Below are 23277 nucleotides of genomic sequence, written 5' to 3' on the forward strand. Positions count from 1 at the left end.
TGGGGCGCTCGCCGAAGCGGTGGGCGTACGAGGCCGAGAACCGGCCGAGGTGCGCGAAGCCCCAGCGCCGTGCGACCTCGCTGATGCTGGCGACTCCGGTGCCGCCCGCGTCGCCCTGGTAGTCGTCGGGCGAGAGGGTCATGCCGCTCGCGATGAAGTCGGCGGTCGCCGCGCAGTCCGTGACGACGACGTCGCCGTCGGAACGCGCGAGCCCGTAGAGGCAGACGGACTCGTCGGCGAGCTCCGCGGCCGAGAAGGAGTCGAGGCTGAGGGTGGCGAAGTAGTCGACTCCGGCGATGCTGCCCAGGTAGCGCGTCGGCCCCCAGTGGAAGACGCGGAGGCTCGCGAGGGTCGACAGCGGGCGCGTGGCGACGTCGTCGGGGACGGCCCAGGGCTCGGTGAAGACCTCCAGCGACGGGCGAGGAGCCAGCGCGACGGAGGCGGCCGTGCCGAGGGCGGCGAGCCCGAGCACGGCGACGAGGGCGGCGATCACCCCGAGGCGGCGGCGCGGGCGGGGCGTGGCGGAGGTGCGGGAGTCGGCGTCGTCGCCTCCGGTGGTCTCGCCGGTCTCGTCCCCACCGGTCCGGCCGCTCGCCGTCCCGCGGCCGATCCGGCCCTGGGCCGCTGCGGGCCCGACGGACGCGGCCAGTCCCGCGACCGCGGCGTCGAGCGCCTCCTCCCGCTCGCGGAGCCGCGCGCGCAGCAGTGCCAGCTCCTCGAGCGCCGCGGGGTCCGCCTCCGCGCTGAACGCCCGGCGCTCGAGCGCGGCCCGCTGCCTCCGCTCCTCCGGCGACGCCCCGTCGCGGCGCCGCTGCAGGGCGGCCCGGCCCCGACCGCGACCGCCCAGGGCCGCGTCGAGCGCCTCCTCCGTCGCGGGATCGAGCTCGTCGAGCAGCCTCGCCGCGCGCGCAGGCGTGACCGCGGTGCCGACGGACGCCGGCACGTCAGCCCCGGTCGCGGACGGCGCGCGCCAGCGACTCGAGGCGCTCCCGGTACTCCGGCCACCACTCCTCCGGCACCGGCGGGAGGTTGTCGCCGGGCGTCCGGAGCCCGACCCGCCCGTCGATCAGCTCGCGGACGATGTCGGCGTGGCCCGCGTGCCGGTGCGTCTCCGCGGTGATGTGGACGAGGATCCGGTGCAGCGTCACGTCGCGGTTCGTCCACCAGGGGACCTGCCCGGCAGCGTCGAGCGGGAGAGCCGCGACCGTCGCGTCGGAGTGGGCCCACACGCGGCGGTACAGCGCGACGACGTCGGCCGTCGACTCGTCGGCCGTCGCCCACATGTCCGAGTTCGGCTCCGACTCGTCCTCCATCCACGGCATCGGCTCCGGGAACGGCCGCCCGAACACGGCGCCGAGGTAGCCCGCCTCGGTGCCCGCCACGTGCTTCACCAGGCCGAGCAGGTTCGTGCCCGTCGCGACCAGCGGCCGCCGCACGTCGTACTCGTCGAGCCCGTCGAGCTTCTGCAGCAGGGCGTCGCGCCCCTCCTGCAGGTAGCGGAGGAGGGTCTGCTTCGCGTCGTCGCTCATCCCCCCAGCCTGCCGCGCCCGTCCGAGCCGCGCCAGAGCGGTGCCGGAGCCGCGCCGTGCTCAGACCGCAGGAAGGATCGCCCCACTGGCACCGGGATCCGCGGATCCACGGGCCGCCGGAGCGATCCCTCCTGCGGTGTGGACGGAGTCAGGCCGGGACGCCCGCTCCCGCCCGCTGGACCCGGGTGCCGACGAGGCGCTGCGAGGAGGCGTCGACAGCGGCGGCCGGGCCGACCAGCTCGAGCGCCGCCTCCGTCTCACGCGTCGCGCAGTCCGGGCCCACCCACAGCTCGACGCGGCCGGGCTCGACGATCCGCACGCCCTCGCGTCCGGTGAAGGCCAGGCGCGCGGCCGGGACCTCGAAGCGGACCTCCGCCTCCTCGCCGGGCTCGAGCGCGACCCGCGCGTAGCCGAGCAGCTGCGCCACCGGCCGGGTCACGCTCGCGAACACGTCGCGGGCGTACAGCTGCACCAGGTCGGTGCCCGCCCGCTCGCCCGTGTTGCGGACGCGCACGGTCGCCGTGAAGGATCCGTCCGTCGGGGCGGACTCCTCGACCGCCAGCTCCGTCCGGGCGAAGGTCGTGTACGAGAGGCCGTGGCCGAACGGCCGCACCGGCGTGCTGTCGGCGGAGGTCACGTCCGACGGCCCGCCGAGGATCGGGTGCAGGTACGAGAACGGCTGCGCTCCGGCCGAGCGCGGCAGCGAGACCGGCAGGTGGCCGGAGGGGTCGACCCGTCCCGAGACGACGCCCGCGATCGCGCCGGCGCCCTCCTCCCCCGGGAAGAACGCCTGCAGCACGGCGGCGGGAGCCGACGGCCCGTCGAGCGCCCAGCCCACGGCGTAGGGGCGGCCGGTCAGCAGCACGAGCACGACCGGGGTCCCCGTCGCCACGACGGCCTCGACCAGCTCGCGCTGGCGGCCCGGGAGCTCGAGGCTCTCGACGTCGTTGCCCTCGCCGACCGTGCCGCGGCCGAACAGGCCCGCCCGGTCGCCGACGACCACGATCGCCACGTCGGAGTCGGCGGCCGCCCGGACCGCCTCGGCGATCCCGGAGGCGTCGTCGCCCTCGACCGAGCAGCCCTCGGCGAGCAGCAGCTCGGCCGAGCCGAACTCGCCGGCCAGCGCGTCGGCGACCGTCGGGATCTCGAAGCCCAGCGGCACGCCCGGGTGGTGCGCCAGCACGTGGTTGGCGAAGGAGTAGCAGCCCATGAGCGCGGGCGCGCTGTCGGCGTTGGGGCCGATGAGCGCGAGGCGGCGCGGCGCAGCGAGCGGCAGGACGCCGTCGTTGGCGAGCAGCACCACCGACTCCTCGGCCAGGCGGCGGGCGATGTCGCGGTGGGCCGGCGAGTCGAGGTCGATCGACTCGGGGGCGTCGTCGAAGCGCGCGTCGAGCAGGCCGAGACGCTCCTTCTGCGCGAGCACCCGCAGCACGGCCCGGTCGACGAGCGCCTCGTCGGCCTCTCCGGCCCGGATGCGCGCCGCCAGCGGCGCGAGGAACGCGTCGCCCGCGGGCAGCTCCACGTCGATCCCCGCGGCGAGCGCCAGCTCGGCCGCCTCGCCCAGGTCGGCGGCGACCGCGTGCATGAGGTGGAGGAACGCGACCGAGAAGTAGTCGGCGACGACCACGCCGTCGAAGCCCCAGCGCTCGCGCAGCACGCCCGTGAGGTAGGCGGGCGTCGCTCCGACCGGGTCCCCGTCGATCTCGGCGTAGGAGTTCATCACCGAGCGGGCGCCCCCGTCGCGGATCGCCATCTCGAACGGCGGCAGCAGCACGTCCGCGATCTCGCGCGGTCCGGCGTGCACCGGCGCGTGGTTGCGGCCGCCGCGGGAGGCGGAGTAGCCGATGAAGTGCTTCAGCGTCGCGTCGACGCCGGTGGACTGCAGCCCCTGCACGTACGCGGTGCCGATCGTGCCGACGACGTACGGGTCCTCGGCGATGCACTCGTCGACCCGGCCCCAGCGGGGGTCGCGGATCACGTCGAGCACGGGCGCCAGGCCCTGGTGGATCCCGAGCTCGCGCATCGAACCGCCGATCACGGCGCCGAGCTCGGCCACGAGCTCCGGGTCGAAGGAGGCGCCCCAGGCGAGCGGAGTCGGGAACGTCGCGGCCTGCCAGGCGGCGAGCCCGGTCAGGCACTCCTCGTGGACGATCGCCGGGATGCCCAGCCGCGTCTCCTCGACGAGCCGGCGCTGCTCCGCCCACAGCCACCGGGCGCGCTCGAGGGGATCGACGGGGCGCGTGCCGTAGACGCGTGTCAGCTGGCCGATCCCCTCGCGGGTCGCCTCGGCGTACCCGGTCGAGGTGGCCATCTCGCCGGCGAGCGGGGCGACGACCTCGCCGCCCTGGTCGACCCAGTAGCCGACCAGCTGGGAGAGCTTCTCCTCCAGCGTCATCCGGCCCAGCAGCTCGGTGGTGCGGGCGGACGGGGCCTGGGGGTCCTCTGGTGCGTGCGGTGCGGTCACGGTGCGACCCTCTCTGCGGGTGGGGCGACGGGTGCGGACGGGACGGGGGACGCGGCGGACGGGCGGAGCGATCCGCTCATCCCTTCACCGCCCCCGTCAGCCCGCCGACGATGCGGCGCTCGAAGACGCTGAAGAAGATCAGCGCCGGGATCATCGACAGCGACACGAAGGCCAGCACCTTCGCCGTGTCGACCGAGTACTGCGACGAGAACGCCTGCACTCCGAGCGGGAGCGTGAAGGTGGACTCGTTGTTGAGGATGAACAGGGGCAGCAGGTAGCTGTTCCAGCTCGCGATGAACGCGAGGATCCCCGTGGTGATCACGCCGGGCATCGCCAGGCGCACGACCATCCGGAAGAAGAAGCCGATCCGGCTGCAGCCGTCGATGAAGGCCGCCTCCTGGATCTCGTCCGGGATCGCGCGGAGGAACGGCACCAGGATGATGATCGTCGTCGGCAGGCCGAACGCGATCTGCGGCAGCACCACTCCGGCGAGCGAGTTCATCAGGCCGAGGCTCTTGATCACCAGGTAGAGAGGAGTGATCGCCACGGTCATCGGGAACATCAGGCCGGCGGCGAAGAGCGCGTAGAACACGCCGCGTCCGGTGAAGTCGTAGCGGGCCAGGACGTAGCTCGCCATCAGGCCGAGCACGACCACGCCGAGCGTCGTCGCGAGGCCGGCGATGGTGGAGTTGCCGACCTCCTGCCAGAAGACTCCGCCGGTGATCACGTCGAGGTAGTTCTGCACGTTCCACGGCGAGGGCAGGCCCGCCGGGTCAGTGGTGATCTGCGCGTTCGTGCGGAAGCCGCCGAGGATGATGTACGCCACCGGGGCGAGCATCAGCGCGATCACGACGATCGCCACGACGTAGGCGATCGTGGTGCCGCGGCCCAGGGGCTGCCGGCGCCGCTTCACCGCGAGAGGCCGAGGGGTCTCCGGAGTGATCGGCGGGGCCGTCATCGTCGTGCCGGTCATCGCTTGTCTCCCGTCAGTGCGCCCGCCGTGTCGCGCCGGAGCACGAAGCGCTGGTAGAGCAGCGCCACCACGAGCGAGATCAGGAACAGGACCACCGCGACGGCGTTCCCGTACCCGTAGTTGCCGGCGTTGCGGCCGTTGGTGACCAGGTAGATCGCCATGGTCGAGGTGCCCGCGGTCGAGGACACGTACTGGCCCCAGATGATGTAGACGAGGTCGAACAGCTGCAGTGCGCCGATGATCGACAGGAACGCCCAGATCCGCAGGGTCGGCGCGAGCAGGGGCAGGGTGATCCGCCGCTGCACCTGCCAGTAGGAGGCGCCGTCGATGGCCGCGGCCTCGGACAGCTCCTCGGGGATGCCCTGCAGACCCGCGAGGAAGAGGATCACGGCGAAGCCGATGTACTTCCACGTGATGATCAGCATCAGCGTCCAGATCGCGATCGCCGGATCCGAGAGCCAGTCCTGCTTCAGCGCGCCGAGGCCGACCTTCTCGAGCAGGCCGTTGACCGCGCCGCTGGTCTGGAGCATCAGGCTCCAGCCGGTGCCGACGACGACCTCCGAGATCACGTACGGCACGAAGATCAGGACGCGGATGATCGACTGCCCGCGCAGCTTGCGGTTCAGCAGCAGCGCCAGGAGGATCGCGACCGGCCCCTGGAGCACGAGCGAGAGCACCACGATGATGCCGTTGTGCGCGAGGGCGTCGTGGAAGGTGGGGTCCTGCAGGATCGTCAGGTAGTTGCGGAAGCCGACGAAGTCCGTCGGCACTCCGTAGCCCTGCCAGCTGAAGAAGCCGTAGTAGGCCGCCATCACGACCGGGAAGATCACGAAGGCGAGGAAGACGATCAGCGCCGGGCCGACCAGGAGCGCGATCTCGAAGCGCCCCGCCCAGCCCACGCTGCGGCGGCGCCGGCGCACCGGAGGCGTCGAGGTGACGCCTCCGGTGCGCGCGGTCCCGGGGGGCTCATCCACTCCGAGGAGCGGGCTCTCGCGGAGTGCCATGGTGGCTAGGCCTTCGCCGCGGCGGCGTTGACGGCCTCGACCAGCTGCTCGGGGTCGCTCTTGCCGGCCAGCAGGTCGACGACTCCGACGTTCAGCGCGTTGCCGACGTTGAGGCCGTAGACGGTGTCGAGCCACTGCGAGACGTACGGGGCCGAGTTGTAGGCCTCGAGGATCTGCTGCAGGTACGGCTCGGTGACCGCCTCCTGCGCCACGGTGTTCACCGGGGGCGCGTTGAAGGCCGCGTAGTACTCCTTCTGCACGTCGGAGGTGGCCAGGTAGTTGAGGAAGTCGACGCACTCGTCGGGAGCGCCCGCGGAGCAGGAGTAGCCGTCGACGCCGCCCATGATCGCGCCGGCCTCGCCGTCGCCGCCGTCGATCTCGGGGAACGGGAACCAGCCCAGGTCGGGCAGCGGCTTCTCGTCGGGGGTGAGGGAGGCGATCACGCCGGGGTTCCACGCGCCCATGAGCTCCATCGACGCCTGGTGGTTGGCGAGGAGTCCGGCCGAGCTGCCCGCGCCCTGCTGGGCGGCGGTGGTGAGGAAGCCCTCGTTGAACGGCTCGGTCGCCGCGAAGTCCTGCAGGTCCTCGCCCGCGCGGACCCAGCAGTCGTCCGAGAAGTCCTTGGTGTCGGCCGCCTCGGCCATGGTGTCGGCGCTGCACTCGCGCAGCGCGAAGAAGTAGTACCAGTGTGCGGCGGGCCAGGCGTCCTTCGCGCCGAGCGCGACGGCCTGGGCTCCGCTGCCCTTGATCTTCGTGATCGCCGAGTCGAGCTCGTCGATGGTCTTCGGGGTCTCGGTGACGCCCGCCGCCGTGAAGAGGTCCTGGCTGTAGAACAGGCCGCCCGGGAGGACGGCGACCGGCATCGCCCAGACCTTGTCGTCGAGCGTGTTCGCCGAGAACGAGCCCTCGGGGATCTCGCTGCGCGCCTGGTCCGAGATGCCGTCAGTGAGGTCCTTCAGCTGTCCGCCCGCGACCATGGCGGCGAGCTTGCCGCCTCCGCGCTGGAGGAAGACGTCGGGGGCGTCGCCCGAGTTGAGCGCCGTCTGGAGCTTGCCGTCGAGATCCTCGTTCTGGATGGCCTGCGACTCGATGGTCACTCCGGGGTTCGCGGCCTCGAAGTCCGCGATCGTCTTGTCCCAGAACTCCTGGCCGGGGCCCGTGGTCGAGTTCTGCCAGAGGGTCATCGCGACGGTGCCGTCGCTCGATCCCGAGTCCTGGGCCGAGCAGCCGGTGAGGGCCGCGACCGTGCCGAGCAGGGCTGCTGTCGCCACTGCGATCTTCCTGAACTTCATCGTCCAACCGTTCTCTTCATCGAGGGCGCCGCCTGATGCACCGGCGCCGTGGGGGTTCCCGCCTTCGCGGGTGGAGTCAGTGTCCGCAGTGCTTGCGAAAGTGGTCAAACGTTTTCGAAATGGTTTTCGAAGCACGGGTTACAGTCGGCCACATGACCACCCGACCGACCATCCACGACGTCGCCGCTGCCGCCGGCGTCTCGGTGGCGACGGTGTCCAAAGCCGTGAACGGCCGGTACGGCATCGCCCCCTCCACCGCCACCCGCGTGCTCGAGGTCGTGCGCGAGCTCGGCTACGAGTCGAGCCTCGTCGCGAGCAGCATGCGCTCCCGGCGCACGGGCGTGATCGGCGTGCTCGTCGCGGGGTTCGAGCCGTTCAGCGCCGAGATCCTGAAGGGCGTGGGGTCGGTGCTGGCGGAGTCGCGGTTCGACCTGCTCGCCTACTCCGGCTCCCACGAGGGCGAGCAGGAGGGCTGGGAGCGGCGCTCGCTCAGCCGGCTCAGCGGCACCCTCATCGACGGGGCGATCATGGTGACGCCGAGCGTGGTGAGCGCCCCCTCCGACATCCCGCTCGTCGCCGTGGACCCGCACACCGGCCGCGCCGACCTGCCGACCGTCGAGTCCGACAACTTCGGCGGCGCCCTGCTCGCCACCCGCCACCTCGTCGCCCTCGGGCACCGCCGCATCGGCTTCGTCGCGGGCCGCGGCGACCTGCGCTCGGCGCGGCTGCGGGAGGCCGGCTACCGGGCGGCGCTGGCGGAGGCCGGCATCGCCTTCGACGAGCGCCTGCTGCGGGTGGGCAACTACCACCGCGACACCGCCCGGCGGCCCGCCTCCTCGCTCCTGTCGCTGCCCGACCGCCCGACCGCGGTCTTCGCCGCCAACGACGTCTCGGCGCTGGCGATCATCGAGACCGCCGCGCACCTGGGCCTCGCCGTGCCCCACGACCTGTCGGTGATCGGCTTCGACGACGTGCCCGAGGCCGCCCGCTTCGATCCGCCGCTGACCACCGTCCGCCAGCCGATGCAGACGCTCGGAGCGACCGCCGCCGAGATGCTGATCGCCCTGATGGCCGGGCGCGAGCCGCGCTCGCTGCACGTGCAGCTGCCGACGCAGCTCGTCCGCCGCGCGACGACGGGACCGCCGGCATGAGCGGCGACGGGACCGCCGGCACGGGCGACGAGCTGGAGGACGACGGCCCGACCGCGGTGCACGCCGCCCTCTTCGACGCGCTGGAGCTGGTGGACCTGCCCGCGCTCGAGGCGCTGCTCGACGAGCGCTTCGTGATCGAGCACCCGACCGGCCTGGTGCAGTCGCGGGAGGAGTGGCTCGCCGACATCGACGAGGCGCGCAAGGAGTACCACGAGATCGACCACGTCGAGAGCGCCCTCTCGGGCGGCGCCGCGCACCCGGTGCTCACCTCCCGCACCGTCACCGAGGCGACCATCGGCCCCCTGCTTGCGACCTGGCGGCTCCAGCTGACGAGCCGCCTCGTCCGCCGCGACGAGGGGTGGGTGATCACGCGGACCGTGGTGACGAGCTGGTGAGGCGGGCGGACCGGCGCGTCCGCGGCCGGCTGCGGGCGCGGCGGGCAGGATCGACACCGTGCTCCTCCAGGTCGTGACCCGCTCCGCCCGCCCGGCCGCCGAGATGTTCGACCGGGCGCGCGACATCGATCTGCACATGCGCTCGCAGGCCGGCGCTCGCGAGCGCGCGGTGTCCGGGACGACCACCGGGCTGATCGGCCTGGGCGAGCACGTGACCTGGAGCGCCCGGCACTTCGGCGTCCCGCTCCGGCTGACCAGCGCCGTCACCGCGCTCGACGCCCCGCACTCCTTCGTCGACGAGCAGACCCGCGGTCCCTTCGCGACCTTCCGGCACGAGCACCGCTTCGAGTCCGACGGCTCCGGCTCCGGCTCCGTGATGATCGACCGGCTCGAGTACTCCGCGCCGCTCGGCGTCCTCGGGCGGATCGCGGAGCGGCTGGTGCTCGACCGGCACCTGCGGCGGCTGCTGGAGGAGCGCGGCGCGTTCCTCGCCGGGGGCGACCGGTGAGCGTCGCGGTCCGGACCCTGCTGACGCTCGTCGCCGTCGCCGGGGTCCTCTCGCTCGCGACGACCTCGGTCCTGTTCGCCCTGTCCTCCCTCGACACCGGCCGGGACCCCGGCGAGCTGCTCCTCCCGCTGGCCCGAGCGCTTCTGGCGACCGCCGTGACGGCGGCTGTCGGCGGGCTCCCCTACTCCGCGGGACGGGGTCGCGCGCCCTGGCCGGTCCTCTGGACCGCTTCTACGGTCTGCATCCTCGCGATCGCCTGGCTCGTGGTCTCGATCGCGGCGTGGACCGATGCGGGCGACGGGACGGACGCCGTCGTCACGCTGCTGACCGTGGTGCCCGCGGCCTGCTGCTCGATCGCCGCGGTGCCGGTGACCGAGCTCGTCCTCCGGGTGGGAACCCGCAGGATCGGCGCCCGCTAGCGGATCCGTCCGCGCCGCTTGACGTTGACGCTGCGTCAACCCGTACCGTCGCTTCCATCGCCGCCGGAGTCCCCGGCGACGCGGAGACGGAGGGCGCTGTGGAGCAGGAGTGGACCGTGCACGAGGTGGCGCGGCTGGCCGGTACGACCAGCCGGACGCTGCGGCACTACGGGGCCGAGGGGCTGCTGCCGCCGAGCCGGGTGGGCGCGAACGGCTACCGCTACTACGACGCCGCCGCGCTCGTGACGCTGCAGCGGATCCTGCTGCTGCGCGACCTCGGTCTCGGACTGCCCGAGATCGGGCGGATCCTGCGGCGCGACGCGGAGCCGGTGGCCGCTCTCGAGCGGCACCTCGACGTGCTCCAGGAGGAGCGCCGACGGCTCGACCGCCGCATCCGGGCGGTCACCGGGACGATCACCACGATGAGAGAAGGGAACGGGCCGATGGCCGAGGAGATGTTCGACGGGTTCGACCACGCGGAGCACCGCGAGGAGGTGGAGCGCCGCTGGGGTGCCCCGGCGTACGCCGACGGCGACCGCTGGTGGCGCTCGATGAGCGCGGAGGACCGCGAGCAGTGGCAGCGGCGGCAGGCGGACCTCGCCGACGCCTGGACCGCCGCGGCGGCGAGCGGGGCGGATCCGACCGGGCAGGAGGCGCTCGCGCTGGCCGAGCGGCACCGCGCCTGGCTCGCCGAGGTGCCGGGCACGCCCCGCGACGCGACCGGCGGCCCGAGCGACGAGTACCTGCTCGGGCTCGGCGAGATGTACGTCGACGACGAGCGGTTCTCGGCGCACTACGGCGGAGTCGCCGGCGCCCGGTTCGTCCGCGACGCGCTGCGGGCACTGGTCGGGCGGCGGGGATGACGGAGGTTCCGTCTGCCGGGCCGGGACCCCGCTCCGGAACGGCATGATCGCCTGATGGGACGCATCCGATTCAGCAGTCCGGGCTGGGACGAGGACACCGATCGGGGGCCCGCGCCCGACCCCGACCGTGCCCGGTACTCCCGGGACGACGGGGCGAGGTTCGCCGCGATCACGCTCACCTGCCTGTCGGTCCTCCCCGCGATCGTCCTCACGGCCGCGTTCTTCCTCGTGCGACTCCCTCCCCTGGACCGCGACGACCAGCCCGACTGGACGGCGCCGGGCGCGGAGGTCCTGGCTCCGTGGCTACTGCTGTTCCTGCTCCCGCCGCTGGTCACGGGGCTGCTCGCCCGTCTGGTCGGCGGGCGGGACTCCTCCCACGGATTCCTCCCCTCCGCCGCGGTCTGCCTCGTGGTGATGGCGCCGTTCCTCGGCCTCTCGGCCCTCTCGCTCCTCGGCTAGGCGCTGCCTCTCACGCCTGCAGAACCACCGCGCCGTAGTGCGTGCCCGCGCCCGTGCCCACCAGCAGCACCGACTCCCCCGGCTGCACGCGCGAGCGGTGCAGGGCCAGCGGGATCGCGCTGCCGATCGTGTTGCCGACCTCGCCGAGCGTGATCGTCATCCGGTCGCGACCCCAGAGGCGGGCCATGCCCTCGAGCCCGGCCGCGCTGGTCTGGTGCGGGACCACCCGGTCGATGCCGGGGAGCCCGCTCGAGAGGCCGGGCCGCACCTCCTCGAGGAACGCCGGGAAGTGCCGCAGCGCGTCGACGAGCAGCGCCTTGCCCTGCATGTCGAAGCGGAAGTCGGCGAGCCGGTCGGGCGCCTCCTCGATGCGGATGCGCGAGCCGAAGCCGCGCAGCTCCGCGTGGCGCACACCGCTCGGGCGGGTGCGGAAGTGCGTGGTGACCAGGCCCTGGCCCGGAGTCTCGGCGCGGCCGATCACGACGGCGGCGGCCGCGTCGCCGAAGAGCAGGGCGCTCTCGGGCTGGCCCGGGTCGATGCCGCGGCTGCCGCAGTCGGTCGAGACGATGAGCACGGTGTCGGCGCGACCCGTGGCGAGGAGGAACCCCGCCTCCTGCAGAGCGAAGAGGAACGACAGGCAGGTGGCGCCGACGCTGTACGCCGAGACGTCGTCGAGGCCGAGTCCCGCCGTGAGCAGCGCGCCTCCGTCCGGGATCGCCTGCAGCTGCGTGCCCGAGGCGTTGAGCACCACGTCGACCGTGTCGAGCCCGGCCGCCGCGAGCGCCCGGCGGGCGGCGAGCAGGCCGAGCTCCAGCGGGTCCTCGTCGTCGGTGACCCAGTGGCGGGTGCGCACGCCGGAGCGGCGCTCGGCCTCGTCGGCGGGCAGGCCGCAGAGCGCGGCGACCTCGGCGGTCGTGACGATCCGCTCGGGCAGCGCTTCGCCCGTGCCGAGGATGCGGAGCGGGAGGAGGTCGGGCACGTGGGCCCCTTCCTGCCCCGGGACGTGCGGAGCGAATCCCTGTATAGCGCGCCTCTGCGCTTCTGCGTGCCGTGTCGGCGCGGTTTGACGGCACGGGCCCCCGCCGACACCATGGTCCCGGAGCGGGGGACGGATGGACGCGCGCGGTTTCTGGGTGGTCGTGCCCTTCCTCAACGAGGAGAAGCTGCTCGGCGGCGCCCTCGACGCGCTCGCCCGCCAGACCGATCCGGACTTCACCCTCCTGCTCGTCGACAACGGCAGCGCCGACGGCTCGCGCGCCGTGATCGACGAGTTCCGCCGCCGGTGCCCGGAGCGGCAGGTCGCCGTGATCGACGAGGCGCAGAAGGGCACGGGAGCCGCCTCCGACACCGGCTTCCGCCACGCGATCGCCGAGGGCGCGACGGCCGTCGCCCGCACCGACGCCGACTGCCTGCCGAGCGCCGACTGGGTGGCGAGCCTCAAGGCCGACCTCCGCGGCGGCGCCCGCTTCGTCGGCGGCCGCTTGTCCCCGCGGCGGGACGAGGCCGTCTACCGCTGGTACGACGGCGTGCTCGGCACCGCGCTGATCCGCCTGATGGAGCACGCGCCGGGCGTCTTCTACCGCCGCCCCGGCCAGCGGTACCGGATGTTCATGGCGGCCGGCTGCAACCTCGCGATCGACGCCGCGCTGTACCTCCAGGTCGACGGCTTCCCGCGCTCGAGCATCGACGACACCGACGAGGACCTGGAGCTGCACCTCAAGGTCTGCCAGGTGATCGGGCGGAGCGAGGCGCTGCTCGACAAGGACGCGGTCGTGCTGATGTCGATCCGGAAGGGCAAGGCGCTCGGGTACCTGGGGATCCTGCTCTGGTACTGGGGCCGCAAGCGCGGGTTGGAGGTCGTCGATGTCCGCTGAGCGCCGGCGCCGCGTGCTGATCACCGGGGCGACGGGCTTCCTCGGCGGCTACGCCGTGCGCGAGTTCCTGGCCGCGGGCGACGACGTGCTCGCCACCGGTCGCGCCCCCGAGGCGCTGGCGCGGCTGGAGGAGGAGGGCGCCACGGTCCTCCGCGCCGACCTCGCCGAGCTGGGCGCGACGACAGTCGAGGCCGACGTGCTCGTGCACGCCGCGGCGCTCTCGAGCCCGTGGGGCACGTGGAGCGAGTTCGAGCACGCGAACGTCACGGGGACGGAGGCGATGGTCGCGCTGGCCGAGCGCTGCGGGATCCGCCGCTTCGTCTTCGTCTCGTCGCCGAGCATCTACTCCGCCCGCCGCCACCAGTACCTGGTGCGGGAGGAGGAGGTCGACACCGGCAGCCGGATGAGCCTCTACATCCGCAGCAAGATCGAGGCGGAGCAGCTGCTGCAGGAGGCGCACCGCGCCGGCCGGATCCCCGAGCTCGTGATCCTGCGCCCCCGCGGCCTGATCGGCGTCGGCGACCCCAGCCTCCTCCCCCGCTTCGTCGCCGCTAGTCGCCGCCGCGGCATCCCCCTCTTCGACGGCGGCCGGAACCCCGTCGACATCACCTGCGTCGAGAACGCCGCGCACGCGCTGGTGCTCGCCGCCGACGCTCCCGTGGCCGACGGCGGCGTCTACAACATCACCAACGGCGAGCCCGCTCCGCTCGGCGACCTCCTCGAGCGCTTCTTCGCCGCGATGGGCGAGGAGCCGCGCTTCATCCGCGTGGACCTGCGCGTGCTGACCGCGCTCGCCGAGATCCTGGAGCGGGTCTACCGCCTGCTGCCCGGCCGCGAGCCGCCGTTCACCCGCTACACCGTGGCGACCCTCGCCTACGCCCAGACCCTCGACATCTCGCGGGCGCGGACCGAGCTCGGCTACGAGCCGACCGTGCCGCTGGCCGAGGGCATCCGCCGGGTCGGCGAGCACTTGAGGAGGTCGCGTGGCTGAGTCGTCGCTGCAGGTAATGGCGTGCGGGAGCACCGTCTTCCCGCTGTCCCGGGTGTTCCGCGGGAAGGGGCTCCCCCGCCGCGTCTTCCCCTCGAACGTCTTCCTCTACACGCACGCGAGCGGCCGGCGGGTGCTCGTGGACACGGGCTACCCGCCGACGTTCCGCGGGACGGGCCTCGTCGGACGGCTGTACGAGCGGATCCTGCCCGCGACGGTGCCGGACGACGAGACCGTCGACCAGCGGCTGCTCGCCCTCGGCCTGACCCCGGCCGACGTGGAGTTCGTGGTGCTCACGCACCTGCACCCGGACCACGTGGGCGGCGTGCGCTGGTTCCCGGACGCGACGTTCGTGCTGTCCTCGGGCCAGGTCGCCTCCGTGCGGCGGAACCGCGTGCGCGAGGGGATCTTCCGCGCGCTGCTGCCGCCGTGGTTCGCGGCCGGGATCGTGGCGGACGAGCAGCCCGCGACGACGATCGCGGGGCTGACCGGATTCGACCTGTTCGGCGACGGGTCGCTGCTCGTGGTGCCGCTCCCGGGGCACGCACGCGGTCACCTGGGGGTGCTCGTCGAGGGTCGCGTGCTCGTGGCCGGAGACGCAGCATGGGGGCGGGAGTTCCTCGGCTGGTCCGGGCGCCTGCGCCGGCTGCCGCGGTTCATCAGCGACGACGCGCGGGCGCACGAGCGGACGTCCGAGGTGCTCGAGGGTGTGGAGGCGGCGGGGGTGCGGCTGTGCTTCTCGCACGACGCGTATCCGGAGGGGGACGTGCGGCTGGGTGGCGCGGCACCCGTCGGCAGGAAGTCGCCGACCTGACGGCGGGACGGCTCGCGTCGTACCCTCTCGTCCATGACGGACTACGCCCGACCGGCAGTCGCGGACCGCGTCTTCATCGGCGAGGACGGCCGACCCATCCCCTACGGCACTCGCTGGCAGGGTGAGTCGCCTCCGGACGAGAGCTACTCCGTCACGAGAGATCTCGAGCGTTTCCAGCCGCTGCATACCGTCGCGGACGCCCTGCTCGAGCACCTCGAGCGCACCTACGACGTCACGGTCGAGGACGACCCGGCCCTGGCCTCACGAGACGAAGCGGAGATCTCCTGGGCCGCCCGCGCCGTCCGCGTGACGCCGCGGTCGGTCGACGCCGCACCTCTGACGATCGTCTGGACCGTCTTCCCCGGCGTCCTCCTCCACGCCGGAGCACTGCACCGCTTCAACTACCCCGTCTGCGGCTGCGACGCCTGCGACGACGAGTGGACCGCCCTCGCGGACGACCTCGAGCGCACCGTCTTCGACGTCGTCGCGGGCCGCTACGAGGAGAGCATCGCAGCCGGGAAGGACGGCATCATCGTCGGCTACCGCATCGGGAGCGGCAGTGAGCTCGGCTGGTCGAGCGGCTACAGCAACGACGTCGGGGTGCATCACAGGATCGGCCACGACGGGCAGCAGCTGACCGCGCCCTTCAGTCGAGTGTGGGAGGCCTGGCCGGAACGCTGACGCCGCGGCCGGCCGATCCTCGCGAGGTCATCGACCTTGTCCGAAAAGTGAGGCGCCTCCCGCCTCGGGCCGCGAGATCTCGAGTTCCGAGGCTCGACCAGCCAGCGGTCGTCAGCGGGGCAGGTGCTCGTAGGGGACGCGGCGGCTCAGCCAGGCGAGCAGCCCGGCGGCGAGCGCCGCGATCGCCGCAGGGATGAGCAGCAGCCAGAGGGCCGAGGTCACGGCGACGAGGACGAGCGCCGCCGCGGCGACGCCGGCGCCGATCGCGAAGTTCCAGCGCACATCCGTCGCCACTCCGCCCTCCGGACGCGCCCACAGCACGACGAGGGCCGTCGCGATCGGCCCGAGCAGAAGCCCCAGCACGAACCAGCGCCACCGCGAGCGGCCCTTCTGCTCGGCGAGACCGGCGGTGACGATCGCGAGTCCGAACCAGATCCAACCGGAGTCCTCGGTGAGTGTCATGCGTGGAGCCTAGGGCGCCGACAGGATCGCCCCGGCGAGGTCGCCGGTCGGGAGCGTGGGCCTGTCGCCCGCGTCTCCCGCCCAGCGGTCCACGGCGCGGCCGCTGACCCCCACCGCTACCCGGGCACCACCACGAAGGCGACTCCGACGACGACGCCCAGCACGAGAGCCACCGAGCCGAACCCGATCAGGAGGGCGAACGTCAGCGGACGGGTCTCGCGGAAGCTCATCGTGCCGGGGATCAGCTCGTTGATCTCGGAGGGGCCGAGCGTCTTCTCCGCGACGGGCGACGCCTCGACCTTCCGCCGACGAGCGGCTCCGGTCAGGCGCGCCCACACGCTCCGGCTACCGGTGTGCACTCCACGCGCCGCCGGCAAGAGCGGCGTCGTCACGGCGGCGACGACGGCTCGCAGATCCTCGATCTCCCAGTCCGACCCGCGGAGCCGCAGCGACCGGCTCTCGTCCGACAGGAACAGGATGAGCGACGGGGGCAGGTTGATCCCCTCACTGTTGGGGCCGGCGGGCACCCACGCGAGCAGCGCCTTCACCGACGGGTCGGCGCGCTCGAAGGTCACGACCCTGCCTCGAGCGTCCGTGCACTCGATCGCCCGGTCCGAGATCCGGAGCGACGCGGTGGCGAGGAACCGCCGGTTGCGGAGCGCCAGCACTCCGACGATCACCAGAGCCACCACGGTGGCGAAGCCGAACAGCCCGAGGTAGACGGCCAGCGCCGCACGGCGGTCGTCGGCGATCACGACGCCCCAGCCGCTCCCCGCCAGCAGGACCAGCGCGGGAAGGACGGCGACGGGCCTCAGCCGTCGCGACTCGTTCCTCTGCCGGGCCCTCGAGGGCCGGAACTCGCGAACCGGCTCCGAGCGGTCCGTCCGTCGCCGTTCCATCACACGGACGCGACGGACGGAGAGCCGGTGCGGACGCGGTTCCGAAGAGGGTCGTCGAGGATGCGGCGCATGGCGTCAGGGTAGCGGTGGCGCTCACCAGCGCCGCCCTCGCCTTGGGGGCCTTGGATTCTTCGCGCGGCTGTAGCGCAGCGACCGCCGAAAGCGAGGACCACCGCTCCTTCTGTGCTCCCGGCGACGCCGATAGCCTTCGCCCGTGACCTCCTCGACTCGCGCACTGGACCTCGCTCGTGCACGCCTCCGGATCGGAGTGCTCGCGTTGGTCCACCTCGTGGTCGCCGTCAACCTGGTCCCGTTCGGACTGTTGAGCTACGCCTCCGAGAACTATCCGGCCGTCGATGAGTGGTCCGACCTGTCGACGCTCGGGCGGGCCGTCCAATGGGCGGCCTTCGCTCCGTGGGTGCTCGTCGTCATCACTCCCGTCGTCTCGTTCATCGTCGTCCGTCGCCTCTCCGCCCCCCTGAGGAGCTTCTGGATCACGCCCGCCGCCGGCATCGCCGCCACCGTTGCGATCCACTTCGTGTCCTACCTCTTCTTCGATGCCCCTCGCCCAGTCACCGGAGGGTGAGCGGACGCGGCACGCTCGTCGATCCGTGCGGGACGTCACCGCACGACAGGTCGGCCCCTCCCGGGGTGCCGCTGCCGGGCACGATCATCCGAGCGAGGGCTCGTCCGGGTCGACAGACTGGGCTGGTGTCCTCACCGATGACGATCCGCGCCGTGCCGACCTCGGCCCAGCGTGAGGAGATGCACCTCAGGCTCCATCTCGCAGAGAGCAGGCGAGTGCTGCCTCTCGCGGCCGTCTCCGGCGATCGGCCTCCTCAGGACCTTCCGTACCGGGCAGCGCGCTCGACGCACGCGGGACGCCTGGCGCGGCGGCAGCCCGCCGGGTTCCGAGCGCCCTGACGCGACTCCCGCGCCGCCGACGACACCACGCCCCCACTCGACGCCCCACGCACCCACTCCAGACAGGACCCGCCATGACCTCCTCCCTCTCCCACCCGGCGAGCCGCTGGGCTCTCGACCACATGCCCCTCACCGCGCAGGCCGTCCGGGAGCTCGCTCCGGTGCTCTCCGGGAAGAAGCTGGCGATCTGCCTCCACGTCGAGCCCAAGACCGCCGCCCTCGTCTCGCTCCTCGTCGAGGCCGGAATGGACATCGCTCTGACGGGCTCGCCCGGAACCACGAAGGACGACGTCGCCGACGACCTCCGCGCCCTCGGCGTGCACGTGCACACGAAGCAGAGCGACGGCGAGGCGGAGCACCTCCGCAACATCGAGGAGGTGCTCGAGCACGATCCCGATCTCACCCTCGACAACGGCGCCGACCTCACCCTCCGCCTGATCAATTCGGGCGTCCCGGACCACTACCTCGGCGGCACCGAGGAGACCACCACCGGCGGCATCCGCCTGCGGGAGAACAGCGCGACCCTCCCGCGACCGGTCGTCGTCATCAACGACTCGCCCCTCAAGCTGATCGTCGAGAACGAGTACGGGGTCGGCCAGAGCGTCGTCCAGGGCTTCATGAACGCCACGAACCTCATGATCCCGGGCACCCGCGCCGCGGTCATCGGCTACGGCCCGTGCGGGCGCGGGGTCGCCGACACCCTGTCGCAGCTCGGAGCGCGAGTCTCCGTCGCCGACGTCGACCCGATCCGCTCGCTGCAGGCGATCCTCCGCGGCCACCGCGTCGGACCCGTCGCCGACGTCCTCTCGGACGCGCAGTTCGTCTTCACCGCCACCGGCGCACCCGGCGTCATCGGCGCGGCGGAGATCGACGCCTTCGCCGACGGCGCTGTGATCGCCGGCGTCGGTCACTTCCCGTGGGAGATCGACGAGGACGCCCTCGCGGCCGCCACGGAGTCGACCACCGAGTTCGCCGACGGACAGCGCCGGCAGGGCATCCGCCTGAAGAACGGCAAGCAGATCGTCCGCCTCGAGAACGGCCGGATGATCAACCTCACCGCGGCCGGCGGGAATCCGATCCAGGCGATGGACCTCGGCCTGACCCTGCAGGCCCGGAGCCTCGCCGCTGTCGTCACCGCGGACCTCGACGCCGCCGTGCAGCCCGTCCCGGCCGACGTCGAGCACCGCATCGCGACCGACCTCGTCGCCCTCCTCAGCCGCTGAGGGGCGCCGGGCAGGAGGGTCTCGTCGGGCGCAGCGGGTCGGGATCACGACCCCGCTGCGCCGACGTCGTCGCGGTTGCCGACAGCAGGAGCAGGCATCCGTGGCCGCTCCCGCGAGGCCGAATCAGCGGGCCCGCCCGGCTCACGGGCCCGTCACTCGCGGCCGAGCCAGTCCGTGATCGCGCTGACGACGCGGTCGAGGTGGGACTCGAGCAGGAAGTGCCCGCCGTCGACGAGCTCGATGCGCGCGTGGGGCGCGTCGCGGAGGAACGCCTGGGCGCCGGCGGGGGCGAAGATCTCGTCGTTCCGGCCCCAGACGGCGAGGACGGGGACTCCGGACTCGCGGATCCACGCCTGCACCGCGGGGTACAGGGCGCGGTTGGTGGCGTAGTCGCGGAAGAGCGCCAGCTGCACGTCGTCCTGGCCGGGGCGGGCGAGGAGCGCGAGGTCGTGCTCCCAGGCGTCCGGATCGACGGTGGTGGAGTCGGGGACACCGTGGGTGTACTGCCATTCGACGGCCTCCCGGCCGAGAGCCGGCCGGAGGGCGTCGCGCGTCTCGTCGGTCCGCTCGGCGGCGTCGGCCCAGATCGGGTCCCAGAAGCCGGGCACGAAGCCCGCCTCGTAGGCGTTGCCGTTCTGCGAGATCACGGCGACGACCGCGGACGGATCGGCGAGGGCGAGGCGCCAGCCGACGGGGGCGCCGTAGTCCTGGACGTAGATCGTGTACCGGGTCACCCCGATGGTCTCGAGGAAGCGGCCGGTCACCGCGGTCAGGGCGGCGAACGTGTAGTCGAAGTCCTCGACGGAGGGCGCGGACGAGCGCCCGAAGCCGATGTGGTCGGGGGCGATGACGCGGTAGTGCCCCGCGAGGGCGGGGAGGAGGTGGCGGAACATGTGCGAGCTGCTCGGGTACCCGTGCAGCAGCAGGAGGACGGGCGCGTCGACGGGCCCGGCCTCCCGCCAGAAGACGTCGAGTCCGTCGACGGACACGGTGCGGTGATGGACGACGACCATGGCTAACCCCTTCAAGTAGATTTACTGGTTAGTCGGACGCTAGCATGGATCGAACGGGCCGCACGGCGCGGGAGGACGGGGAACGATGGATCGGGACGAGGAGCTGCTCCTGGCGGTGCTGAACAGCGCGCCCGTGGTGGACGGACAGCCGACGGACGACCTCGGCGACGCGGCCGGTCGCGAGCTCGCCCGGCGGTGGGGCGGAGTCGGCACCGAGGACGAGCTCGAGCAGCTGCGCCGTGCCCGCGACGCGCTCCAAGCGGTCGTGCGCTCGGGCGCGCCCGAATCCGTCGCGGAGCTCGCGGACCTGGTCGCGCACGCCGTGCGCACCCCGCGCATCACCGGTGAGGGCGTCGTGTGGGAGCTGAGCGCTCCCGAGCCGGATCGCCTCGCGGTGCAGTCGGTCCTCGCCTGGTCCGCTGTGAACACCCGGCTCCCCGGGCGGCTCCGCGCCTGCGCGAACGACGAGTGCAACCTCTTCCTCCTCGACCGCAGCCGCCCCGGCACCGCCAAGTGGTGCTCGATGGCGACGTGCGGCAACCGGATGAAGGCCCGCGCGCACGCGAGCCGGTCGCGGGACTGAGGGCGGCCGGGAGGCGCAGCGGCGAACGCTAGGCGCCGCGCAGCCGGGCCGTCGATGCGGACGCCTGCGCGCGAGCCCGTTGCAGGGCGTCCTCGCGTCCGGCCGCGTCGAGGCGGGCGGGACCGTAGGTGACCACCGGGGGCAGGACGTCGTACCCGACGAACTCGAGCATCCCGCGATGGATGTGGAAGAGGAACGACTGCAGGTCGCCGTAGCCGTCGGCGGCGCCGGGCGCGAAGGCCGCTTCGCCGCCGCCCGTCGTTAGCAGGAGCATCGCGCTCCTGCCACGCAGGCCGCCCTCGGCGAAGACGCCGTGCTCGCCTCCGAACGTCGCGCCCATCACGAAGACGCGGTCGATCCAGCCCTTCATGATCGCCGGCATCGAGAACCACCACAGGGGGAACGAGAGCACCAGGAGATCCGCCTGCAGCAGCTCGTCGAGGTCGCTCGTGAGGGGCTCCCCGAGCGTCTTCTCGAGGACCGCGGTCATCTGCTGCGCCTGCGGCTTGAAGTAGCCGGAGCCGGACGCGAACTGGTCGCGGTGCAGCACCGGGTCCCGGCCCTCGGCGTACAGGTCGAGCCGGCGCACCTCCATGCCGTCGGCCCTCAGCTGCTCGAGGACCGCGTCCGCCTGCGCCGAGGAGAAGGACCGCTCCTCGGGATGGGCGTGGACGAGCAGAGCACGGCGAGCGGGAGCGGCCTCGGAAGCATCGGTCATGCGGCCGATCATATCGACGATTCGCGATACGTCGCTAGATCGAGGCTCCGAGCCGCTTCAGGAGCCCGGCGACGTCGGCGTCGCTCCTCCGGTAGTGGGTGTACTTCCCCACGCGCGTCGAGCGGACGAGGCCCGCGCGCTCCAGGGATCCCATGTACGACGAGATGGTCGACTGCGCGAGACCGCTCTTCGCGGCGAGATGGGTGACGCAGACCCCGAACTCGGCGCGGTCGGCGATCGGCTCGAACTCGCTGAACGACGCCTCAGGAGAGCGGAGCCACTCCATGATCTGCAGTCGCGTGGGATTGCCCAGCGCCTTCAGCACCTCGACCAGTCCCGTGTCCACCGCGCCATTCTCCCCTGCTCGCCGACCGGGCGCCTCCGCGCCGGAATCACCCTCCGCCCGGACGCACCCCGCTCACGGCAGCAGGATCACCTTGCCGTCGAGCGTTCGGGACTCGGCGAGCTCCATCGCCTCGACGATCCCCGTGAGCGGGAAGCGGGCGGCGATGTTGGCCGTCAGCGAGCCGTCGGCGAGGAGTCCGAGCACGCGGCCGAGGTCCTCCTCGAGCCGCGCACGGAAGCGCGCGGGGCGCAGCGAGTGGCCCGCCCAGAGGTCGTAGAAGACCGCGCGCCGGCCGTTGGGGGCGAGCTGGTAGGCCTGGATCCGCGCGAGCTGGCGGAGGAAGGGGGGCCAGATACTACCGGTGCTCGCGCTGACGATCGCGTACGCGACGAGGGTGCCGCCGGGCGCGAGCAGCGACCACGCCAGCCGGGTCGTCGCTCCGCCGACGTTGTCGAACACGGCCTGCACTCCGCCGGGAGCGAGCTCGCGCACGCGGGCGGCGAGGTCGGGATCGGCGTAGTCGACGGGCTCCACTCCGGCCGCTCGGAGGGCCTCGTGGTGGCGGGGCGAGGCGGCGCCGATCACGCGGATCCCCTCGAGGCGGGCGAGGCGGTGCACGAGGCCGCCGACTCCGCCGTTCGCGCCGAACAGGAGGATCGTGTCGCCGCGGGAGACCCGCGCCGAGCGGTGCAGCATCTGCCACGCCGTCACTCCGTTGACCACGACGGCCTCGGCGTCCTCCGACGCGACCGCGTCGGGGACGTGAACGCAGTCGCGGGCGGCGACACGGGCGTGCCCGGTCCAGCCGCCGGTCTTGGTGAGCGCGGCGACGCGGCGGCCCTCGAGCGACGCGTCGCCGCCGGGGCCGACCGCGAGGACCCGGCCGACGAGGTCGTAGCCGGGCGTGAAGGGGAACGGCGGCTGGGCGAAGTAGCGGCCGCGGCGCATCGACTGCTCGGCGAACGAGATGCCGGTGGCCTCGACGGCGACGAGCAGCTCGCCGTCCGCGGGAGGCTCGACCGGTGCCTGCTCGAGGAGCAGTCCGGACGGCTCGACGATCCCGGGGAGGACGACGCGGGTGGTGGTACGGGGAAGCGTGGTGGGCATGAGCGGCTCCTGAGGTCATAGGTGAGTGACTGAACAGTCACAACGGCGGTTATGAAAAGGGATGATGGCGAAGAGGAGAAGGAGGAGGGGAGGAAGAAGAGGAGGAGAGGCGAGCGCCGCGGACTCAGTCGCGGTGCCGGATGCCGTCGGAGACGATGCGGGCCCACTCGGAGTCGACGCCGCCGAGGTCGGTCTGCACGATCAGGTGGCAGAGCTGCCCGTACGCGACGAAGCGCTGCACGGCCGGGCCGTCGGCTCCGGAGACGACGGTGACCGTCCGGACGACCGCGGAGATCCCGCGGCGCACCGCCTCGCGGATCTCGGGGACGTCGCACGCGCTCTGCGCCTGCGACTGCAGCATGATCAGGTCGCGGTCGGCGATCAGGTCGATGTAGGCGACGGTCATCGCCTCGAGCCGGTCGGCCGGGTCCGAGGAGGGCGAGGCCTCCCCCGCCGCCGCGAGCGCGGACGCCACCTGCTCGTAGCAGCGGTCGACCGCGGCGACGAAGACGCCGAGCTTGCCCGGGAACAGGCGGAAGACGTAGGCGGGCGAGACGCCGGCCTCGGCGGCGACCTCGGTGATCGGGG

Annotated in this window: 27 protein-coding genes; 13 read left to right on the plus strand and 14 right to left on the minus strand. The window is 73.0% G+C overall.

Annotation, left to right across the window (positions count from 1 at the left end):
- From C5D04_RS14130 to C5D04_RS14155, 6 genes are all read right to left on the minus strand, one after another.
- A partial coding sequence (locus C5D04_RS14130; protein WP_219815031.1) for a hypothetical protein occupies positions 1-943 on the minus strand: 943 nt, incomplete at its 3' end.
- Position 944: 1 nt separating this feature from the next.
- Entirely contained in the window at positions 945-1529 is a 585-nt protein-coding gene (locus C5D04_RS14135; RefSeq protein ID WP_104347877.1) for a DinB family protein, read from the minus strand.
- A gap of 148 nt (positions 1530-1677) precedes the next feature.
- Positions 1678-3924: a glycoside hydrolase family 3 N-terminal domain-containing protein gene (locus C5D04_RS14140; protein ID WP_104347878.1), complete on the minus strand. Its 2247-nt coding sequence runs from the start codon at positions 3922-3924 to the stop codon at positions 1678-1680.
- 145 nt (positions 3925-4069) lie between these two features.
- A complete protein-coding gene (locus C5D04_RS14145; RefSeq protein WP_104224899.1) occupies positions 4070-4966 on the minus strand; it encodes a carbohydrate ABC transporter permease in 897 nt (298 codons plus the stop codon).
- Positions 4963-5970, minus strand: coding sequence for a carbohydrate ABC transporter permease (locus C5D04_RS14150; RefSeq protein WP_104295382.1), 1008 nt, complete (start codon positions 5968-5970; stop codon positions 4963-4965). Before C5D04_RS14150 ends, C5D04_RS14145 begins: the two co-directional genes overlap by 4 nt.
- A 5-nt stretch (positions 5971-5975) precedes the next feature.
- Positions 5976-7262 carry an ABC transporter substrate-binding protein gene (locus C5D04_RS14155; RefSeq protein WP_104295383.1) on the minus strand — a complete coding sequence of 429 codons (1287 nt, stop codon included), beginning with the start codon at positions 7260-7262 and terminating at the stop codon, positions 5976-5978.
- Between the two features lie 152 nt (positions 7263-7414).
- On the opposite strand from C5D04_RS14155, the gene C5D04_RS14160 reads away from it, so the two are divergent.
- From C5D04_RS14160 to C5D04_RS14185, 6 genes are all read left to right on the plus strand, one after another.
- Positions 7415-8413 carry a LacI family DNA-binding transcriptional regulator gene (locus C5D04_RS14160; RefSeq protein ID WP_104224902.1) on the plus strand — a complete coding sequence of 333 codons (999 nt, stop codon included), beginning with the start codon at positions 7415-7417 and terminating at the stop codon, positions 8411-8413.
- A complete protein-coding gene (locus tag C5D04_RS14165; RefSeq protein WP_104347879.1) occupies positions 8410-8808 on the plus strand; it encodes a nuclear transport factor 2 family protein in 399 nt (132 codons plus the stop codon). Before C5D04_RS14160 ends, C5D04_RS14165 begins: the two co-directional genes overlap by 4 nt.
- A gap of 58 nt (positions 8809-8866) precedes the next feature.
- Positions 8867-9316 carry an SRPBCC family protein gene (locus C5D04_RS14170; RefSeq protein WP_308471293.1) on the plus strand — a complete coding sequence of 150 codons (450 nt, stop codon included), beginning with the start codon at positions 8867-8869 and terminating at the stop codon, positions 9314-9316.
- Complete coding sequence (locus tag C5D04_RS14175) at positions 9313-9735, plus strand: hypothetical protein (protein ID WP_104295385.1); 423 nt, start codon at positions 9313-9315, stop codon at positions 9733-9735. Before C5D04_RS14170 ends, C5D04_RS14175 begins: the two co-directional genes overlap by 4 nt.
- A 98-nt stretch (positions 9736-9833) precedes the next feature.
- Positions 9834-10598 (plus strand): MerR family transcriptional regulator, encoded by a 765-nt coding sequence (locus tag C5D04_RS14180; protein WP_104295386.1) that lies wholly within the window; start codon positions 9834-9836, stop codon positions 10596-10598.
- Between the two features lie 54 nt (positions 10599-10652).
- Positions 10653-11057, plus strand: a complete 405-nt coding sequence (locus C5D04_RS14185) for a hypothetical protein (RefSeq protein WP_104347880.1) — start codon at positions 10653-10655, stop codon at positions 11055-11057.
- A gap of 10 nt (positions 11058-11067) precedes the next feature.
- On the opposite strand, the gene C5D04_RS14190 is transcribed toward C5D04_RS14185, so the two are convergent.
- A complete protein-coding gene (locus tag C5D04_RS14190; protein WP_104347881.1) occupies positions 11068-12036 on the minus strand; it encodes a 3-oxoacyl-ACP synthase III family protein in 969 nt (322 codons plus the stop codon).
- A 133-nt stretch (positions 12037-12169) separates the two neighbouring features.
- On the opposite strand from C5D04_RS14190, the gene C5D04_RS14195 reads away from it, so the two are divergent.
- From C5D04_RS14195 to C5D04_RS14210, 4 genes are read left to right on the plus strand one after another with little or no spacing between them, the layout of a single operon-like run.
- Entirely contained in the window at positions 12170-12931 is a 762-nt protein-coding gene (locus C5D04_RS14195; RefSeq protein WP_104347882.1) for a glycosyltransferase, read from the plus strand.
- On the plus strand, positions 12921-13922 hold the full coding sequence (locus C5D04_RS14200; RefSeq protein ID WP_104347883.1) for an NAD(P)-dependent oxidoreductase: 1002 nt from the start codon (positions 12921-12923) through the stop codon (positions 13920-13922). The genes C5D04_RS14195 and C5D04_RS14200 overlap by 11 nt, the downstream gene beginning before the upstream one ends.
- Complete coding sequence (locus C5D04_RS14205; RefSeq protein WP_146087875.1) at positions 13915-14733, plus strand: MBL fold metallo-hydrolase; 819 nt, start codon at positions 13915-13917, stop codon at positions 14731-14733. The genes C5D04_RS14200 and C5D04_RS14205 overlap by 8 nt, the downstream gene beginning before the upstream one ends.
- A gap of 33 nt (positions 14734-14766) precedes the next feature.
- The gene (locus C5D04_RS14210) at positions 14767-15414 is read left to right on the plus strand and encodes a DUF6226 family protein (RefSeq protein ID WP_104226337.1); all 648 of its coding nucleotides are present in this window, start codon (positions 14767-14769) and stop codon (positions 15412-15414) included.
- Between the two features lie 111 nt (positions 15415-15525).
- Here C5D04_RS14210 and C5D04_RS14215 read toward each other — a convergent pair whose 3' ends face one another.
- Both C5D04_RS14215 and C5D04_RS14220 read right to left on the minus strand, forming a co-directional pair.
- Positions 15526-15876: a hypothetical protein gene (locus C5D04_RS14215; protein ID WP_104282933.1), complete on the minus strand. Its 351-nt coding sequence runs from the start codon at positions 15874-15876 to the stop codon at positions 15526-15528.
- A gap of 116 nt (positions 15877-15992) precedes the next feature.
- Positions 15993-16775: a hypothetical protein gene (locus tag C5D04_RS14220; RefSeq protein WP_146087876.1), complete on the minus strand. Its 783-nt coding sequence runs from the start codon at positions 16773-16775 to the stop codon at positions 15993-15995.
- A gap of 214 nt (positions 16776-16989) precedes the next feature.
- Between C5D04_RS14220 and C5D04_RS14225 the strand changes: the two genes are divergently transcribed.
- Positions 16990-17361, plus strand: a complete 372-nt coding sequence (locus tag C5D04_RS14225) for a hypothetical protein (RefSeq protein WP_104224916.1) — start codon at positions 16990-16992, stop codon at positions 17359-17361.
- 412 nt (positions 17362-17773) lie between these two features.
- Positions 17774-18922 carry an adenosylhomocysteinase gene (locus tag C5D04_RS14230; protein WP_104347886.1) on the plus strand — a complete coding sequence of 383 codons (1149 nt, stop codon included), beginning with the start codon at positions 17774-17776 and terminating at the stop codon, positions 18920-18922.
- A gap of 152 nt (positions 18923-19074) precedes the next feature.
- Here C5D04_RS14230 and C5D04_RS14235 read toward each other — a convergent pair whose 3' ends face one another.
- Positions 19075-19935, minus strand: a complete 861-nt coding sequence (locus C5D04_RS14235; protein WP_104347887.1) for an alpha/beta fold hydrolase — start codon at positions 19933-19935, stop codon at positions 19075-19077.
- 85 nt (positions 19936-20020) lie between these two features.
- Here C5D04_RS14235 and C5D04_RS14240 point away from each other — a divergent pair, with 85 nt between their 5' ends.
- Positions 20021-20518 carry a CGNR zinc finger domain-containing protein gene (locus C5D04_RS14240; RefSeq protein WP_104347888.1) on the plus strand — a complete coding sequence of 166 codons (498 nt, stop codon included), beginning with the start codon at positions 20021-20023 and terminating at the stop codon, positions 20516-20518.
- Between the two features lie 28 nt (positions 20519-20546).
- Here C5D04_RS14240 and C5D04_RS14245 read toward each other — a convergent pair whose 3' ends face one another.
- The 4 genes from C5D04_RS14245 to C5D04_RS14260 form a co-directional block, all read right to left on the minus strand.
- A complete protein-coding gene (locus C5D04_RS14245) occupies positions 20547-21236 on the minus strand; it encodes an NAD(P)H-dependent oxidoreductase (RefSeq protein WP_104347891.1) in 690 nt (229 codons plus the stop codon).
- Positions 21237-21270: 34 nt separating this feature from the next.
- Entirely contained in the window at positions 21271-21582 is a 312-nt protein-coding gene (locus tag C5D04_RS14250; protein ID WP_258068926.1) for a helix-turn-helix transcriptional regulator, read from the minus strand.
- A gap of 72 nt (positions 21583-21654) precedes the next feature.
- Positions 21655-22689, minus strand: a complete 1035-nt coding sequence (locus C5D04_RS14255; RefSeq protein WP_104347889.1) for a medium chain dehydrogenase/reductase family protein — start codon at positions 22687-22689, stop codon at positions 21655-21657.
- A gap of 124 nt (positions 22690-22813) precedes the next feature.
- Positions 22814-23277 (minus strand): TetR/AcrR family transcriptional regulator (locus C5D04_RS14260; protein ID WP_104347890.1); only part of this gene is annotated, 464 nt, incomplete at its 5' end.

The sequence above is a fragment of the Rathayibacter sp. AY1D2 genome, from assembly GCF_002932695.1.
In the GTDB taxonomy this organism is placed as follows: Bacteria; Actinomycetota; Actinomycetes; order Actinomycetales; family Microbacteriaceae; genus Rathayibacter.

Bases quoted from the DNA above. Each gene is read 5' to 3' on its own strand.
- C5D04_RS14140 (WP_104347878.1), bottom strand. From the start codon at position 3,924: ATGACGCTGGAGGAGAAGCTCTCCCAGCTGGTCGGCTACTGGGTCGAC.
- C5D04_RS14245 (WP_104347891.1), bottom strand. From the start codon at position 21,236: ATGACCGATGCTTCCGAGGCCGCTCCCGCTCGCCGTGCTCTGCTCGTC.
- C5D04_RS14160 (WP_104224902.1), top strand. From the start codon at position 7,415: ATGACCACCCGACCGACCATCCACGACGTCGCCGCTGCCGCCGGCGTC.
- C5D04_RS14155 (WP_104295383.1), bottom strand. From the start codon at position 7,262: ATGAAGTTCAGGAAGATCGCAGTGGCGACAGCAGCCCTGCTCGGCACG.
- C5D04_RS14240 (WP_104347888.1), top strand. From the start codon at position 20,021: ATGGATCGGGACGAGGAGCTGCTCCTGGCGGTGCTGAACAGCGCGCCC.
- C5D04_RS14210 (WP_104226337.1), top strand. From the start codon at position 14,767: ATGACGGACTACGCCCGACCGGCAGTCGCGGACCGCGTCTTCATCGGC.
- C5D04_RS14235 (WP_104347887.1), bottom strand. From the start codon at position 19,935: ATGGTCGTCGTCCATCACCGCACCGTGTCCGTCGACGGACTCGACGTC.
- C5D04_RS14185 (WP_104347880.1), top strand. From the start codon at position 10,653: ATGGGACGCATCCGATTCAGCAGTCCGGGCTGGGACGAGGACACCGAT.
- C5D04_RS14230 (WP_104347886.1), top strand. From the start codon at position 17,774: ATGACCTCCTCCCTCTCCCACCCGGCGAGCCGCTGGGCTCTCGACCAC.
- C5D04_RS14150 (WP_104295382.1), bottom strand. From the start codon at position 5,970: ATGGCACTCCGCGAGAGCCCGCTCCTCGGAGTGGATGAGCCCCCCGGG.
- C5D04_RS14200 (WP_104347883.1), top strand. From the start codon at position 12,921: ATGTCCGCTGAGCGCCGGCGCCGCGTGCTGATCACCGGGGCGACGGGC.
- C5D04_RS14215 (WP_104282933.1), bottom strand. From the start codon at position 15,876: ATGACACTCACCGAGGACTCCGGTTGGATCTGGTTCGGACTCGCGATC.
- C5D04_RS14220 (WP_146087876.1), bottom strand. From the start codon at position 16,775: ATGGAACGGCGACGGACGGACCGCTCGGAGCCGGTTCGCGAGTTCCGG.
- C5D04_RS14195 (WP_104347882.1), top strand. From the start codon at position 12,170: ATGGACGCGCGCGGTTTCTGGGTGGTCGTGCCCTTCCTCAACGAGGAG.
- C5D04_RS14135 (WP_104347877.1), bottom strand. From the start codon at position 1,529: ATGAGCGACGACGCGAAGCAGACCCTCCTCCGCTACCTGCAGGAGGGG.
- C5D04_RS14255 (WP_104347889.1), bottom strand. From the start codon at position 22,689: ATGCCCACCACGCTTCCCCGTACCACCACCCGCGTCGTCCTCCCCGGG.
- C5D04_RS14165 (WP_104347879.1), top strand. From the start codon at position 8,410: ATGAGCGGCGACGGGACCGCCGGCACGGGCGACGAGCTGGAGGACGAC.
- C5D04_RS14145 (WP_104224899.1), bottom strand. From the start codon at position 4,966: ATGACCGGCACGACGATGACGGCCCCGCCGATCACTCCGGAGACCCCT.